Annotated in this window: 15 protein-coding genes; 13 read left to right on the top strand and 2 right to left on the bottom strand. The window is 61.7% G+C overall.

The window, feature by feature from the left end; all coding sequences use genetic code 11:
• Positions 1-6: 6 nt before the first annotated feature.
• Entirely contained in the window at positions 7-1,428 is a 1,422-nt protein-coding gene (locus ACMUVN_RS28520; protein WP_028755571.1) for an ArnT family glycosyltransferase, read from the bottom strand.
• 726 nt (positions 1,429-2,154) lie between these two features.
• Here ACMUVN_RS28520 and ACMUVN_RS28515 point away from each other — a divergent pair.
• From ACMUVN_RS28515 to visR, 13 genes are all read left to right on the top strand, one after another.
• A complete protein-coding gene (locus ACMUVN_RS28515) occupies positions 2,155-3,783 on the top strand; it encodes a globin-coupled sensor protein (protein WP_414815785.1) in 1,629 nt (542 codons plus the stop codon).
• Positions 3,784-3,846: 63 nt separating this feature from the next.
• Positions 3,847-4,143 carry an STAS domain-containing protein gene (locus ACMUVN_RS28510; RefSeq protein ID WP_003545491.1) on the top strand — a complete coding sequence of 99 codons (297 nt, stop codon included), beginning with the start codon at positions 3,847-3,849 and terminating at the stop codon, positions 4,141-4,143.
• Entirely contained in the window at positions 4,140-4,505 is a 366-nt protein-coding gene (cheY1, locus tag ACMUVN_RS28505) for a chemotaxis response regulator CheY1 (RefSeq protein ID WP_003570362.1), read from the top strand. Before ACMUVN_RS28510 ends, cheY1 begins: the two co-directional genes overlap by 4 nt.
• Positions 4,506-4,522: 17 nt before the next feature.
• Complete coding sequence (locus ACMUVN_RS28500; RefSeq protein ID WP_047615218.1) at positions 4,523-6,817, top strand: chemotaxis protein CheA; 2,295 nt, start codon at positions 4,523-4,525, stop codon at positions 6,815-6,817.
• Positions 6,818-6,821: 4 nt separating this feature from the next.
• Complete coding sequence (locus ACMUVN_RS28495; RefSeq protein WP_028755568.1) at positions 6,822-7,289, top strand: chemotaxis protein CheW; 468 nt, start codon at positions 6,822-6,824, stop codon at positions 7,287-7,289.
• Positions 7,286-8,194 carry a protein-glutamate O-methyltransferase CheR gene (cheR, locus tag ACMUVN_RS28490; RefSeq protein WP_028755567.1) on the top strand — a complete coding sequence of 303 codons (909 nt, stop codon included), beginning with the start codon at positions 7,286-7,288 and terminating at the stop codon, positions 8,192-8,194. Before ACMUVN_RS28495 ends, cheR begins: the two co-directional genes overlap by 4 nt.
• Positions 8,191-9,234 carry a protein-glutamate O-methylesterase CheB gene (gene cheB, locus ACMUVN_RS28485; protein ID WP_047613585.1) on the top strand — a complete coding sequence of 348 codons (1,044 nt, stop codon included), beginning with the start codon at positions 8,191-8,193 and terminating at the stop codon, positions 9,232-9,234. The genes cheR and cheB overlap by 4 nt, the downstream gene beginning before the upstream one ends.
• The gene (locus tag ACMUVN_RS28480) at positions 9,235-9,624 is read left to right on the top strand and encodes a response regulator (protein WP_003556488.1); all 390 of its coding nucleotides are present in this window, start codon (positions 9,235-9,237) and stop codon (positions 9,622-9,624) included.
• Positions 9,621-10,175, top strand: a complete 555-nt coding sequence (cheD, locus tag ACMUVN_RS28475; protein ID WP_028755565.1) for a chemoreceptor glutamine deamidase CheD — start codon at positions 9,621-9,623, stop codon at positions 10,173-10,175. Before ACMUVN_RS28480 ends, cheD begins: the two co-directional genes overlap by 4 nt.
• A 16-nt stretch (positions 10,176-10,191) precedes the next feature.
• Entirely contained in the window at positions 10,192-10,581 is a 390-nt protein-coding gene (gene cheT, locus ACMUVN_RS28470) for a chemotaxis protein CheT (protein ID WP_028755564.1), read from the top strand.
• A gap of 201 nt (positions 10,582-10,782) precedes the next feature.
• Positions 10,783-12,474 carry a flagellar basal-body MS-ring/collar protein FliF gene (fliF, locus tag ACMUVN_RS28465; RefSeq protein ID WP_028755563.1) on the top strand — a complete coding sequence of 564 codons (1,692 nt, stop codon included), beginning with the start codon at positions 10,783-10,785 and terminating at the stop codon, positions 12,472-12,474.
• A gap of 430 nt (positions 12,475-12,904) precedes the next feature.
• The gene (gene visN / locus ACMUVN_RS28460) at positions 12,905-13,651 is read left to right on the top strand and encodes a transcriptional regulator VisN (protein ID WP_028755562.1); all 747 of its coding nucleotides are present in this window, start codon (positions 12,905-12,907) and stop codon (positions 13,649-13,651) included.
• Positions 13,652-13,659: 8 nt separating this feature from the next.
• The gene (gene visR / locus ACMUVN_RS28455; RefSeq protein ID WP_414815784.1) at positions 13,660-14,406 is read left to right on the top strand and encodes a transcriptional regulator VisR; all 747 of its coding nucleotides are present in this window, start codon (positions 13,660-13,662) and stop codon (positions 14,404-14,406) included.
• Between the two features lie 56 nt (positions 14,407-14,462).
• Here the strand turns inward: visR and ACMUVN_RS28450 are convergent, their stop codons facing one another.
• Positions 14,463-14,906, bottom strand: a complete 444-nt coding sequence (locus tag ACMUVN_RS28450; protein ID WP_028755560.1) for a hypothetical protein — start codon at positions 14,904-14,906, stop codon at positions 14,463-14,465.
• Positions 14,907-14,908: the final 2 nt, after the last annotated feature.

The following is a 14,908-nucleotide window of genomic DNA, read 5'->3' as shown; positions in this document are numbered from 1 at the left end:
ATCGGTTCAGGGCGCCAGGCAGGCGGCAGAGACCTTGTAGGCGGAGAGCGTCTTGCCCTTGTAGTTGCCTTGCGTCGGCTGCCAGCTCTTCAGCACCTCGGGCGCCTCGGTGGCGCAGGTGAGGCCCCCGTCCGTCAGGAAAAGCACTTTGCCGGTAATCTCGGCCGGCAGCGCGAATTCCTGCTCGTAATAGCTCTCCGGAAGGCCAGCCGGCGCCCGCGCATAGATCCGGTAGGATGCGTCGCGGAGCGTATAGAAAAGATCGGCGACCATGTCGCGATCGTCGGTGACGATGATGTCGGTGCCGGCCTGACCGGCGAGTGCGGCAGCCTCGCGGCTGACCTCGGCGCGGCCGAGATAGCGCTTCATCAATTCGTCGCCGTTCGGCAGCAGCAACTGCTGCGGAAAGATCGTCGCCAGCGGAAAGAGCAGGCTGGCGATGCCGTTGATGGTGAGCGACAGTTTCAGCCCCTTCGGCCACATCCGGTAAAGCAGCCAGACGGCAAGGATGGTCCCGGCGACATAGGCGGTCACCGCCCAGTTGGCATAGGCCTTGGCGACCGTCGCCTGCAGCGTGATCAGCACCACCACCGGCATCGACAGCCAGACCAGCATCTTTTCCCGGTCGTCGCTGCTGCCCTTGATCATGCGGTACACCGCCCACAGCATCGCAAAGAAGATGATCGGCCCGACGACGCCGAACTGGGCGGAGAAGAATTCAAGCCCGCGACGGAGATTGATGCCGAGTTCGCTCCAATGGGCGATATCCTGCGTATGCCGCACCGTCGTGTTGTCGTGCTGCAGGTTCCACCAGAGATTCGGCAAGGCGACGATCGCCGCGACCGCGACCGCGATGATGAAATCCCGAATGGCGATGCGCGCCGCCGGAATGAGCAGGAGGGCAATCGCGCCGCCCGGAACGACGAACAGCACGGCATATTTCGACAGGAAGGCGAGGCCAACCCCAAGGCCCATGACGAGCGCCAGCCCGACCGAGCGTCGCTGCGTCAGACCGAAATAGGCAAGCAGGGCGATCGCGATGAAGAACAGCAGGATGACGTCGGTCGAGAAGAACACCGAAGAAAGCGCCACACCGGGAAGGGTGATGTAGGTGGCGCCCGTCCAGCCTTCGATCTCCGGCCCGACGAAACGCTTTGCTATCTTCATCAGCACCAATGCTGCCGCCATGTGGATCAGCGGTCCGAGCAGCCTGATCCAATAGATGGCGTTGGAGCCGGAAAACTCGGTCATCGCCCGGATCACCCAGGCGATCATCGGCGGCTTGGAATAATAGCCGAGATCGAGATTCTGCGACCAGAACCAGTACTGCGCCTCATCGACGAAAAGGTCCGTCGCGTCAAAATTGAGCAGGACGACGCGCCAGAGCGTGAAGCCGAGAACGATGAGGAGACCAGATCTGGGGGACATGAACGAATAGTTCCGCTGACATGAAAGGCGCGAGTGCGATACACCAAAGGTGCCGGACTGCCAACGGGGAAGGGGCGGTCTACAGCATGTCGCACAAAACTGTGTAGCGGTTTTGCGATAACGACATGCGTTGGAAATAAAGAGCCGGAGCGCGAGGAGCGTATCTGAAAGCGCAACGCGCTTAGAACACCCGAAGCGTGCGGGTATCGCGGTGTGCAGCGAGAAAATCGAGGAGGGCGACGGCTGCAAGCAGCGTCATTGCTATCAAGCAGGAACCCAATCCGAGAACAATCATTGCTCTGTCCTTGTCGACGTCATGTCTTGGTTATCGACCGGCATATACCACGGAGCTTGCGTGTGCCTTGTAGCAGCCATGCAACTCCGCAACAGTATTTGCAGCCAACTGCCTTGAATTGCTTCAAAAGCCTGTCCTGCGAAAGGCTTATTAACCTTCAGGCAAGGAATTAACCATAAACATTGGTTTACACGTCGGAATGGGAAGATGCACTCGTTCCCACCAGGCATGACGCCGTCCCGCCGTACCGGGTTGATCCGGTATCCATCTCTTCAGACAGCTCCGAAACATAGCTGATCAGGGGGCTTCGATCCGCCGGTTGTAACCGGTGGTGAGAACCGTCTCCACGCTTCGCGTTCAACGGATGCTGCGCAGGTTTTTCGCCGGGCCGTCGCCCGGAATGTGGTTGGGGACAGGCATTGAGGCAGGACATGCCATCAGATCAGGCTCGTGGAGCGCAGGCAGGCAGCTTGCGCGACCGCCTGCGCTTTGCCGGTCTCGATGCTGACCAGTGCGAGCTGGTGCGCCGCAACCGGCCGGCCCTCGAAGCCCATTTGAAGGCGGGGCTCAGGGATCTCTTCCATCGATTCCAGTCGTTCCCCGACGCCTCGCGCAATTTCGAGAGCGAGCGTCAGGTCGAGCGCCTGCATGATCTGCAGTCCTCGCATTGGGACGTGCTGACGGATGCGCGGTTCGACAGTCTCTATGCCGAGCGCGTCAAGGTGCTCTCCGATACCGAAAACAAGATGGGCCTCGACCCGCGCTGGCACGTCGCCGGCCATGGCGTCATGCTGGAGCATGTCGTTTCCGGTCTTGCCCAGGAGATTGCCGGCCGTCCGCTGTTGCCGTCGGCCAAGCGCCGCAGCCGTGAAATCTCCGATCTGATGACGGCGATCATCCGAATCGTCATGGTCGATGTGGAAATTGCCGTCTCGCTGCGCTTCAACGCGCTGCGCGCCGCCCAGAGCCGCGCGCTCGCCGATCAGCGCGCCGACAACGAGGCTGAGATCGCCCGGATCTTCGGCGATGTCATCGAAGGTCTTTCTGCCCGCGACCTGACACGCCGCGCGCCCGTCGACGGCGACCATGCCGGGATCGCCGCCGCGCTGAATGGCGCGTTGGACGGACTTCAGGCGGAATTTGCCGCGATCACAGAGCGCACGCTCAAAGCCGAAGCGGCGACAGGCTCGCTTGCCGGCCTGTCCAGGCAATTCGCCGGCACGGCTTCCGGCCAGGCCGACCGGCTGCAGCTTTCCGCCGCCGCCCTTGCCGGCATTGCCGGCAGTGTTCGCGACGGTGCGGCCGACAGCCGCGCCGCCGAACAGGCAGCCGCCTCGACGCGCGCCGCCGTCGAGGAAAGCGGTGAGGTCGTCGGTCGCGCGATCAGCGCCATGGCCGATATCGAACAGTCGGCGGAAAAGATCGGCCAGATCATCGGCGCGATCGACGAGATCGCCTTCCAGACCAATCTTCTGGCGCTGAACGCCGGCATCGAAGCCGCGCGCGCCGGCGATTCCGGCCGGGGCTTTGCCGTCGTCGCCCAGGAAGTCCGCGCCCTTGCCCAGCGTTCGGCCGAAGCCGCCCGCGAGATCAAGACGCTGGTGACGACGACCAAGGCGCAGGTCGACGCCGGCGTGCAGATGGTCGGCCGCACACAGGATTCGATCGGCAGCATCGTGCGTCAGGTCACCGACATCAACGCCGCCATCGCCGGCATCGCAACGAGAACCGGCGAACATGCCGCAAGCCTCGACAGCGTCACATCAGACGTCAAGGGTCTGGGCGGCGAGGTGGCGGAGAGTGCCGGCCTGGCGGAGCGCTCGGCTGAGGGCGCCGACCACCTCCACACCGTCATTCTCGAGCTCGGCCAGACGGTTCGCGAGTTCCGCATCGCTCGGGAAAACGCCAATGCCGGGCGCCCGGCGCCGGTTCGCGCCGCACCGCCGCGCGCCATCGAAGCCTCTGCCCGTCCGGCACCGGTCGACGACGCCTATGAAAATGATGATTTTGGCGTTCCGAAGCCCTTCGCAAGCGTCGGAGGTGGGCGGAATGTTTACTAACCTATCGGATGATTGCCTCAGCTCGTCTTCTCGAGCCGGGGACAAGGGGACAAGGAAAAGCTGATGGCAGCAAAGAAGAGTGGCAAGACGCTGGATTTGACAGCGGTGCTCGACCTCAACGAGGCTTCCGCCTTGCGCGACAAACTCCTCTCCCTCAGGGGCAGCGGCCTTTCGATCGACGCATCAGGCGTCGAACGGATCGGTGCTCTTTGCGCCCAGGTTCTGATGTCCGCCGAGAAGACCTGGGAACAGGACAAGCAGCCGTTCACCTTCTCCAAGGTGTCCGACGCATTTCAGAAAACCATGCAGCTGGTTGGCGTCAATATTGACCACCTGCTTGCCAAGGAGATTCGGCAATGAAGAAAAAAGTTCTTACCGTGGATGATTCCCGCACCATCCGAAACATGCTGCTCGTGACGCTGAACAATGCCGGCTTCGAGACGATCCAGGCGGAAGACGGCGTCGAAGGCCTCGAGGTTCTCGAAGAGTCCAATCCTGACGTCATCGTGACCGACATCAACATGCCGCGTCTCGACGGTTTCGGCTTCATCGAAGGTGTTCGCCGCAACGAGAAATACCGGGCCATCCCGATACTGGTCCTGACCACCGAAAGCGACGCGGAAAAGAAGAACCGCGCCCGCCAGGCCGGTGCCACGGGCTGGATCGTCAAGCCTTTTGACCCGGCCAAGCTGATCGATGCCATTGAGCGTGTAACCGCTTAAACCCAGGATTTGCTCCTATGGATATGAACGAAATCAAAGAGATCTTTTTCCAGGAGTGCGAGGAACAGCTCGCCGAGCTGGAATCCGGTCTTCTGAAAATGAATGATGGCGATCGCGATCCGGAAACCGTCAATGCGGTGTTCCGTGCCGTGCATTCGATCAAGGGTGGCGCCGGCGCCTTCGGCCTTGATGATCTGGTAGCCTTCGCCCATGTTTTCGAGACCACTCTCGATTGCGTTCGATCCAACAAGCTTGAGCCGACCCAGGACGTCCTGAAGGTGATGCTGAAGTCGGCCGACGTGCTGGCCGACCTGACGAATGCTGCGCGCGACGGCGGCAGTGTCGATGAAAGCCGCAGCCGCGGCCTCGTCAAGGAGCTCGAGGCGCTGGCCAACGGCGAGTTGCCGTCTCCTTCGGCATCGGCCGAGGCGCCCGCGCCGAAGGCTGCCGCAAAGCCCGCGGCCAAGGCCGCTCCAGCGCCGGCCGTCAAGCCGACGGATGACAGCGGCTTCCAGCCGATCCCCTTTTCCTTCGACGATTTTGGCGGCGAAGGCGATGCGGGCTCCGACCTGCCGACCTATGAAGTCATCTTCAAGCCGCGCTACGAACTCTATTCCAAGGGCAACGACGCGACCCTGCTGCTGCGCGATCTCTCGCGCCTCGGCGAAATGACCATCTATTGCAACACGGATGAGCTGCCGGGCCTCGAGGAACTCGATCCGGAAGGCGCTTATTTCTTCTGGAACGTCACGATCAAGACGGACAAGGGCGAGGACGCCATTCGCACCGTCTTCGAATTCGCCGAATGGGATTGCGAACTGACGGTGAAGCCGCTCGAGGAAGCAAGGGCTGACGCGACCAGCAACGACGAACTGCCGATGGTGCCGGTTCCCTTCGATCTGTCGATCCTGGATGAAACGGGCGCAACCGAAGAGGTTGCCGCCGACGCGCGCGCCGAAGAGACGGCCGCCGCCGTTGCCGCCGCCGAGACCGCGTCTAACGTCACGCAGATGGCCGCAGCCGCAGCCCGTGTCGAGAAGAAGGAATCGGCAGCCGCCGCAGCCGCCGCCGCAAGCGCTGCCGCCCAGAACAATGCCGCCGGCGCCGGCCAGACGATCCGCGTCGATCTCGACCGTGTCGACCGCCTCATCAACCTCGTCGGCGAATTGGTCATCAACCAGGCGATGCTGTCGCAGAGCGTCATCGAGAATGACACGACCGGCACCTCCTCGATCAATATGGGCCTCGAGGAGCTGCAGCAGCTCACCCGCGAGATCCAGGACTCGGTCATGGCGATCCGCGCGCAGCCGGTGAAGCCGGTGTTCCAGCGCATGTCGCGTATCGTCCGCGAAATCGCCGACATGACCGGCAAGTCGATCCGCCTGATCACCGAAGGTGAAAACACCGAAGTCGACAAGACGGTCATCGACAAGCTGGCCGAGCCGCTGACCCACATGATCCGCAATGCCGTCGACCACGGCATCGAAACGCCCGAAAAGCGCGCAGCCGCCGGCAAGAACACCGAAGGCACGGTTCGCCTGACCGCCAAGCATCGTTCGGGACGCATCCTGATCGAGCTTGCCGACGACGGCGCCGGCATCAACCGCGAGAAGGTCCGCCAGAAGGCGATCGACAACGATCTCATTCCGGCCGATGCCAACCTTTCGGACGAGGAAATCGACAACCTGATCTTCCTGCCGGGCTTCTCGACGGCCGACAAGATCTCCGACATCTCCGGCCGCGGCGTCGGCATGGACGTCGTCAAACGTTCGATCCAGGCGCTCGGCGGCCGCATCAACATCACCTCGAAGCCGGGTCACGGCTCGGTCTTCACCATGAGCCTGCCGCTGACGCTCGCCGTTCTCGACGGCATGGTGGTCACCGTTGCCGGCCAGACGCTGGTCGTGCCGCTGACGGCGATCGTCGAAACCCTGCAGCCGGAAGCGGCCGCGATCCACTCCTTCGGTGCCAACCACCGGCTGATCTCGATCCGCAACTCGTTCTGCCCGCTGGTCGATGTCGGCCGCATCCTGAACTTCCGTGCGACCCAGGCCAATCCTGTCGAGGGCGTGGCGCTTCTGGTGGAATCCGAAGGCGGCGGCCAGCGCGCCCTGATGGTCGATGCCATCCAGGGTCAGCGCCAAGTGGTCATCAAGAGCCTGGAGGCCAACTACACCCACGTGCCGGGCATTGCCGCCGCCACCATTCTCGGTGACGGGCGCGTGGCTCTCATCCTCGATGTCGACGCGGTTGTCGGCGCCTCGCGCGGCCAGTCGCTCAAAGCGGAAATGTCGTTAGCAGCGGTAGGGTAAGGGAATGTCGTACACTGTAAAAAATCTGAACGAGGGGGATCGCGAACTGATCGCGTTCCGCATCGGGGATCAGGAATTTTGCGTGAACATCATGTCGGTTCGCGAAATCCGGGGCTGGACCCCGGCGACCGCGATGCCGCACTCGCCTGCCTATATGCTTGGTGTCATCAACCTGCGCGGCGCGGTGCTGCCGATCATCGATCTGGCCGCCCGGCTGGGGATGAAGCCGGCCGATCCGACTGCCCGTCATGTCATCATCGTCGCCCAGGTCCGGCGCAAGGTCGTCGGTCTTCTGGTCGACGCCGTCTCCGATATCCTGACGGTGACCGACGAAACCATCCAGCCGACGCCCGAGATCTCCTCCGAACTCGAGCGTCAATTTGCCCGCGGTATTCTCGCCATCGAGAAGCGCATGATCTGCCTGATCGAACTCGAATCCCTCTTTTCAGAGACCGAAAGCGAAGCCGCATGAGTGTAATGGGCGCAAAAGATCAAAGGCAGGGATCCGACGAGGTCCTGGCGAGCGGAGAATATCCGCTGACGCGCCGCGACCTCACGGAGATCGCCGCGATGATCTATTCGGATGCCGGCATCTTCCTCAATGAGACGAAGGCGTCGCTCGTCTATTCGCGCCTGTCGAAACATATCCGCAATCTCGGCCTGTCCGGCTTCCGGGAATATTGCGACCTCGTCGCTTCGCCGGCCGGCGCCCCGGCGCGCCGTGAGATGCTGTCGCATCTGACCACCAATTTCACCCGCTTCTTCCGCGAAAACCACCATTTCGACCATCTGCGCGACCATGTCCTGCCGGAGCTGCTGCAGCGGGCGAGATCGGGCGGCAGGGTGCGCATCTGGTCGGCGGCTTCCTCCGACGGCCAGGAACCCTATTCGATCGCGCTGACCGTGCTGTCGCTGATGCCGAATGTCGCCGATTACGACTTCAAGATTCTGGCGACCGACATCGACCCGAAGATCCTGGCGATCGCCCGGGCCGGCGCCTATGACGAGAACGCGCTCGAAACCGTTTCGCCGGCCATGCGCAAGCAATGGTTCAGCGAAGTCGAGGTGCAGGGCCGCAGGAAGTTCCAGGTCGACGACCGCGTCAAGCGGCTGATCACCTATAACGAGCTGAACCTGATGGCGCAATGGCCGTTCAAGGGCAAGTTCGACGTCATCTTCTGCCGCAACGTCGTCATCTATTTCGATGAGCCGACACAGATGAAGATCTGGCAGCGTTTCGCCGGCCTGCTGCCGGAAGGCGGTCATCTCTATATCGGCCATTCCGAGCGTGTTTCAGGCGAGGCAAAACACGTCTTCGACAATATCGGCATCACGACCTATCGCTATACGACCAAGGGTCTCGGGAGGAAGGCATGAGCGCTCCGGCAAGGGTTCTCGTTGTTGACGACTCGCCGACGATGCGCGGGTTGATCACTGCCGTCCTGAGTTCCGATCCCGAGGTCAACGTCATCGGCCAGGCCGGCGACGCGCTGGAAGCGCGCGAGGCGATCAAGCGGCTGAACCCGGACGTCGTGACCCTCGACATCGAGATGCCGAACATGAACGGTCTCGATTTCCTCGAGAAGATCATGACGCTGCGCCCGATGCCGGTGATCATGGTCTCCACCATGACCCATCGCGGCGCCGAGGCGACGCTTGCGGCGCTGGAGATCGGTGCGTTCGACTGTGTCGGCAAGCCGGGTCCGGGCGAACTCAGGCCCTTCGGCGACCTCGCCGAGAAGGTCAAGGCCGCCGCGCGCACGCAGCGCCAGTTCTCGCAGCCCACCGCCGCGCCAACGCCACCGCCCTCCGTCGCCGATTTCCGCGTCGGCCGTAAGATCGTCGCCATCGGCTCGTCAACCGGCGGCGTTGAAGCGCTGATTGCCGTGCTGCAGAAATTTCCGGCCAATTGCCCGCCGACGGTCATCACCCAGCATATGCCGCCGACCTTCACCAAGAGCTTCGCCGAACGGCTGAACCGCCTCTGTGCCCCGGTGGTGCAGGAAGCGACCGATGGGGCCCGCCTCGAAATCGGCAAGATCTATCTGGCCCCTGGCGGCGAGCGTCACCTTCAGGTCAGCGGCGCCTCGGCGCCGTCCTGCCGCCTCGTCGACCGTGCGCCGGTCAATGGCCACCGCCCATCCGTGGACGTGCTGTTCGATTCGGTCGCGGAACTGGCGGGCCGCAACGCCGTCGGCGTGATTTTGACCGGAATGGGCCGCGATGGCGCCGCCGGATTGTTGAAAATGCGCCACGCCGGCGCCAGAACGCTCGGCCAGAACGAAAAAACCTGTGTCGTTTACGGAATGCCAAGGGTTGCCCACGAACTTGGCGCCGTTGAGCAGCAGCTGCCGCTGTCTGCCATCGGTGAAGAAATATTGAAAATGACAGCCGCCCGAAAGGAAGGGACCGAATAAATGTCGATCGCGGAGAAAATCAAAGTTCTGATCGTCGATGATCAGGTAACGAGCCGATTGCTGCTCAGCGACGCGCTGACCCAGCTCGGTTTCAAACAGATCACGTCGGCCGGCGACGGCGAGCAGGGCATGAAGATCATGGCCGAGCAGCCGCACCACCTGGTGATCTCGGACTTCAACATGCCGAAGATGGATGGCATCGGCTTCCTGCAGGCCGTGCGCACCAACCCGAACACCAAGAAGGCGGCCTTCATCATCCTCACCGCTCAGGGTGACCGCGCACTGGTACAGAAGGCGGCCCAGCTCGGCGCCAACAACGTGCTCGCCAAGCCGTTCACGATCGAGAAGATGAAAGCGGCCATCGAAGCCGTGTTTGGAGCCCTGAAATGATCACTGAGGGGGCAGCCCGCCGCGTGCACATCATTCAGGGCGAGTACAAGGTTCTGAGCGATCCGAATGCGGTCCTCTCGACCATTCTCGGTTCGTGCGTGGCTGCGTGTCTCAGAGACCCCATCGCCGGCGTCGGCGGCATGAACCACTTCCTGCTGCCCGGTTCGGCGACCTCGCCGACATCAGGCGGCGATGCCACGCGCTACGGCGTGCATCTGATGGAACTGCTGATCAACGGTCTCCTGAAGCAGGGCGCCCGGCGCGACCGGCTGGAGGCAAAGATCTTCGGCGGCGCGAAGACGATCTCGACATTCTCCAATGTCGGTGAGCAGAACGCGGCCTTCGCCGTGCAGTTCCTGAGGGATGAAGGCATTCCGGTGGTTGGTTCCTCCACCGGCGGAGAGCATGGACGCAAGCTTGAATATTGGCCGGTCTCCGGTCGTGCGCGGCAATACCCCCTGACCGGCGCCGAAACGCAGAGAACCGTCGCTCTCGAGCAGCGTCCCGCCGCTCCGCAGAAGCCCGTCGAAACCAGTATCGAATTTTTTTGATGGCGAGGATTTTCATATGACATTTAACCCGGTGATGGAGCCGCCTGCGCCCGTCGAAGCGCTGAGCGACATCCTGATGCGCATCGTTTCGGAACTGCACGACGTCGCCTATCTGATCGAGCGCATCGAGCCACAGCTTCTCGAACTCGGCGGCGCGGAAATCCTGAATTCGCCGGATGCCATGAAGGTCATGCAGGGCATTGATCTCGCCGTGCAGAAATCGCGCGGCCTTGCCGAATTCATCGACACCATCACCGGCGAAATCCCGCACGGCTGGTCGGTCGACGTCGCAACCGCGCTCAGCCTCGTCAAGCTGGCCGAGATGCAGAAGGCATTGGGCGGCGCCACCCGCCACGGCCATTCCCAGCCATTGAGCAAGGCAGCCGGCGACTTCGATTTCTTCTAAAGCACCTCGCGCCAAACCGGATTCATGCGACGCGCTTTTATGCAGGTCGCTATCCCAAAATCACCGTTCTCTTTCGGGCGATGGCATTAGGCCTTTTCGCTCGCGCATGCGCTTCACGAAACGCTCGCACAAGTTTCGCCGACTATTCGTCTGATGAGGCAATAAGCCTGCTTTGTCTTTGACGGATCGTGCGAGAACAGAATGAATCTGTTAAATCAATTAGTTCAGATCTTTAAGAACTTCGGCTCCCTGGGCCGAACGCGCCTGATGATTCTTGGAGGCGTCGGTGCCGTTTCCATCGCAATCGTCCTTGCGGCCGCCCTTTTCGTCAACAAGCCGGCACAGGAAACGCTCTATGTCGGTCTGGATTCGCCGGATCTCAATCAGATCAGCATGGCGCTTGCCGAAGCCAACATCGATTTCCAGGTCGGCACGGACGGTTCCAGCATCAGCGTCCCCGCGGGGTTGACGGGCAAGGCCCGGCTGATGCTTGCCGAGCGCGGCCTGCCGAACAGCGCCAATGCCGGTTACGAACTTTTCGACAACGTCGGCTCCCTCGGCCTGACCTCCTTCATGCAGGAGGTGACGCGGGTTCGAGCGCTGGAAGGCGAAATCGCCCGTACCATCCAATCGATCTCGGGTATAACAGCCGCGCGAGTCCATATCGTCATGCCGGAGGTCGGAAACTTCCGGAAGGCCGAGCAGAAGCCGACCGCCTCCGTCATGATTCGCGCCAGCGCCACCGCCGGGCGCAGCGCGGCGACCTCGATCCGCCACCTCGTCGCCTCGGCCGTGCCGGGGCTTGACATCGATGACGTGACGATCCTCGATTCCGCCGGTCAGCTGCTTGCATCCGGCGACGAGGCGAGCAACAGCTCGCTGAACCGCTCGCTCAACATCGTCCAGAACGTCCAGCAGGAAGTCGAATCCAACATCGACAAGGCGCTGGCGCCCTTCCTCGGCATGGACAACTTCCGCTCCAGCGTTACCGCCGACCTCAACACCGACGCCCAGCAGATCCAGGAAACGACCTACGATCCCGAATCCAAGGTCGAACGCTCGGTGCGCTCGACGAAGGAAGCCCAGCAGTCGCAGCAGAAGACATCCGATAGCGCGACGACGGTCGAGCAGAACATCCCGCAGGCGGCTCCCGAGGCCGGCGGTTCCGCCGGGCCGGAATCGCAGGACAAGTCCGACAAGCGCGAAGAGCAGACGAACTACGAAATCAACAGCAGGACGACGGCGACGACCCGCAACAGCTACAAGGTCGAGAAGCTGTCGATCGCCGTGGTGGTCAACAAGGGCCGCATCGCCAAGATGGTTGGCGAACCTGCCGATCAGGCCAAGATCGACGCCTATCTTGCCGAGATGCAGAAGATCGTCACTTCGGCGGCCGGCATCGACGCCAAGCGCGGCGACGTCGTCACCGTCACGGCCATGGACTTCCTCGAGAACCAGCTGCTCGAAGACGCCACCGGTGGTGTCCGCGTCATGGACATGCTGAGCCGCAACCTTGCCGGCATCATCAACTCGCTCGCCTTCGTCGCGGTCGCCTTCGTGGTGGTCTGGATGGGCCTGCGGCCTCTAGTGCGCAGCGTCAGCGGCAACGGCGGCGGCTCGGTTCTCGGCGACGCCACGCCGGAAGCGGCCGGCCTCGAGCTTCCCGACTTCGCGCCCGCGGCAGGAGCGTCCGGAGGTGCTCTCATGGACGGCTTCGGGTCCGACTTCGGCTTCGACAGCACCGAGGACCTGCTCAGCCTCGGCGACGACGACGGAAACTTCAACCGTCGCGTCAAGGAAGGCCCGGAACGCAAACTCTCTCGCATGGTCGAAATCAACGAGGAGCGCGCCGCGAAAATCCTCCGGAAATGGGCGATCGACGACGCAGCGTAAGGGAAAGGCCGGGCAACCGGCCTTTTTTTATGTCGGTAGCAGGCACTATGTCCTGCAGCGGGATGTATCGGTTCCCGCAAAGCAAATGACGGCCAGCGCCAGCAATTCGAATAGGATATAGGCCTGACTGCAGTGAATACCGCTTTAGAGAAATTTGTTGAGGCATACTCGCGTAAAACGCGAATCAAGTTGCGGTACAGCCAGAATCACCTTAGCCTCCCCTATATCTTGAAGGGCGCGAATGGTGCTCGAATCAGTGCATGGACGGCAGTTGATGTAAATCCCTAGAAGTCGGAGATGGTGATTTACATCGGCTGGCTTACCCTTAGGTGATTCGAAATGGGATTCGAGCGGGACTTGAATTGAATCCTTTACAGAAAAATTGCTGTTGCACCGAGTTTGATCGTTTCTCAGCCGCAGGACGTTGCCAATGGATATGAACATACTTCAGGCGAGCAAGGGCGAGAGGCAGATGGCGAATTTCGCGAGCGCGGTGGCGCCGGGTCTATTACCGCGCGATGAAGTGATCCAGCGCCTGCACGGTGTCGCCGACACTGGAAGGTTGCAGTCCGGTCTGCGCGCGCTGACGGAGTATGTAGGTGCTTCGCACTATCTTCTGGCGCGCTGCGATCTCATTCAGGAAAGCGGCCTCGATTTCATCGTTTCGTCCGATTGGCCTTTCGATCTGGTCAAGGACATCGCCAATGATCTGGTCAGCGGCTATGCCCGTTCGACCGAGCTGGAAAAATGCATGCAGGTCTTCCAGCCGAATTTTGCTCTTCTGCCGGATAGTGCCGATGTGCCGGACGGCGCCAGCCGCCAATATTGTTCATTGACCTTCAATGTCGGCCGGTCGCGGCTGGCCTTGATGTTCCTATTCGGCGAAGGGTTCATCCTTTCGCCGGAGCGCCTGCGCGATGTGGGCCTGCTTGCAGGTTATGTCGCGAGCTTCCTTCGCTGCGGTGGCACGAAGGTCGATCGCGATTTCGAATTGACGGACCGCGAGCTCGAATGCCTGTTCTGGATCGCCGAGGGCAAGACCAGCGACGAGATCGCGATGATCCTTGGAATCTCCCGCAATACCATCAACAACTACATCACCAGCGTGATGCGCAAGACGGCGACCAAGACCCGCTCCGAAGCCATTGCCTTCGCCGTCCGCAATAATCTCGTATAGGGGGATCCATGGCACATTCACCAGGCAGGACGATGAGCAGCGCCGAGCAGCTGCGCATGGTGCGTGTGAACAGGATTTCCAGCCGGTCCGATCTTTTTCCGCGGCTGATCGCCATGCAGAAGCTCGCCGATGCGCAAGGCTTTGCGATCTTCCGCGTCAGCGGCTCGGGCCTTCCGGCAAAGCAGCGCCTGGTCTGCGAGCTCGAGAACTGGGGCTCTTCCAATGCCGGTTTCGGCAAGGCCTTCATCGATGCCTACAGCGATATCCTTCTCGACCATATCGACAAGTCGCTGCTGCCGCTCTCATGGGCCGCCGGTCACGATCGCCCGGCGCCCGGCCCGGCCGACTTCTCGCCGTTCATGACACGGCTGCAGAACGGTATTCTGCCTTTCTCCGGCCTTGCCTTTCCGGTGCGGCTCGGCGCCGTCGGCAATGGTTTCATCCTCTTCACCGGCGATGAGATCGATCCGTCGAGCGATACCATCGTCGAACTGCACGGTCGCTGCTGCCATATCATGATGGATCTGCTCTCGCTCGATGAACGCCGAACGGCTGCCGCCGAGGCGTTGAGCGAACGCGAGATCGCCTGTCTGCAGCTTGCCGGCGACGGCCGCATCAGCGAAGAGATCGCCGACAAGCTCGGCCTGTCGGTGCACACCGTCAACGCCTATCTCGGCTCGGCGACCATCAAGCTCGATTCCGTCAATCGCATACAGGCGATCGCCAAGGCGATCCGGCTCGGCTACATCAGCTGAACCCGCGCCGTTCTTCTATCCAATGTGGATGAATGCTCGATTGTCTTGAGGGGACGTCAGCCGGCCAGCGCCCGAGGCGGTTGGTTGACGTTGTAACGGGCTTCCCGGAGGCTCTTTTCGAGAAAGACGGTATTCTCGTCAGGATCGGCCGATGGATCCTGGAAAGCGATATGATTGATCTCGATGCCGGCGTGATCTTCGGCAAGGGTGAGCTGGGCATAGACGGTGACGCCGCGTGGCTTGATTTCCAGATCGAGAACGACCTCGGGCTTACCGCCCCACTCCAGCGTATAGTTGCCGCCCAGGCCGAAATTCACTGTGCCCGGATGGAAGAAAAGCTCCGCCGCCGACGCGACGAGATCGGAAAGGTTGCCGTAATACTCGAAGCGCAGCAGTGAAATAAGGTCAGAGGCATCCAGAAGGCGCAGTTCCGTGGCGACCGGGCTGATCGCAACGGCGAGGATCTTTTCACGCTGGGTAGAGTGGGGGCATTTTTTCATTC

The sequence above is a fragment of the Rhizobium sp. IY2 genome, from assembly GCF_047532935.1.
GTDB lineage: Bacteria > Pseudomonadota > Alphaproteobacteria > Rhizobiales > Rhizobiaceae > Rhizobium > Rhizobium anhuiense.
This window is presented reverse-complemented; position numbering and strand designations above follow the sequence as displayed.

Excerpts from the sequence above, each read along its gene's own strand:
- ACMUVN_RS28500 (WP_047615218.1), top strand. The coding sequence starts at position 4,523 with ATGGATATGAACGAAATCAAAGAGATCTTTTTCCAGGAGTGCGAGGAA.
- cheR (WP_028755567.1), top strand. The coding sequence starts at position 7,286 with ATGAGTGTAATGGGCGCAAAAGATCAAAGGCAGGGATCCGACGAGGTC.
- ACMUVN_RS28450 (WP_028755560.1), bottom strand. The coding sequence starts at position 14,906 with ATGAAAAAATGCCCCCACTCTACCCAGCGTGAAAAGATCCTCGCCGTT.
- ACMUVN_RS28480 (WP_003556488.1), top strand. The coding sequence starts at position 9,235 with ATGTCGATCGCGGAGAAAATCAAAGTTCTGATCGTCGATGATCAGGTA.
- ACMUVN_RS28515 (WP_414815785.1), top strand. The coding sequence starts at position 2,155 with ATGCCATCAGATCAGGCTCGTGGAGCGCAGGCAGGCAGCTTGCGCGAC.
- cheD (WP_028755565.1), top strand. The coding sequence starts at position 9,621 with ATGATCACTGAGGGGGCAGCCCGCCGCGTGCACATCATTCAGGGCGAG.
- visR (WP_414815784.1), top strand. The coding sequence starts at position 13,660 with ATGGCACATTCACCAGGCAGGACGATGAGCAGCGCCGAGCAGCTGCGC.
- cheT (WP_028755564.1), top strand. The coding sequence starts at position 10,192 with ATGACATTTAACCCGGTGATGGAGCCGCCTGCGCCCGTCGAAGCGCTG.
- cheB (WP_047613585.1), top strand. The coding sequence starts at position 8,191 with ATGAGCGCTCCGGCAAGGGTTCTCGTTGTTGACGACTCGCCGACGATG.
- visN (WP_028755562.1), top strand. The coding sequence starts at position 12,905 with ATGGATATGAACATACTTCAGGCGAGCAAGGGCGAGAGGCAGATGGCG.
- ACMUVN_RS28520 (WP_028755571.1), bottom strand. The coding sequence starts at position 1,428 with ATGTCCCCCAGATCTGGTCTCCTCATCGTTCTCGGCTTCACGCTCTGG.
- ACMUVN_RS28510 (WP_003545491.1), top strand. The coding sequence starts at position 3,847 with ATGGCAGCAAAGAAGAGTGGCAAGACGCTGGATTTGACAGCGGTGCTC.
- fliF (WP_028755563.1), top strand. The coding sequence starts at position 10,783 with ATGAATCTGTTAAATCAATTAGTTCAGATCTTTAAGAACTTCGGCTCC.
- ACMUVN_RS28495 (WP_028755568.1), top strand. The coding sequence starts at position 6,822 with ATGTCGTACACTGTAAAAAATCTGAACGAGGGGGATCGCGAACTGATC.
- cheY1 (WP_003570362.1), top strand. The coding sequence starts at position 4,140 with ATGAAGAAAAAAGTTCTTACCGTGGATGATTCCCGCACCATCCGAAAC.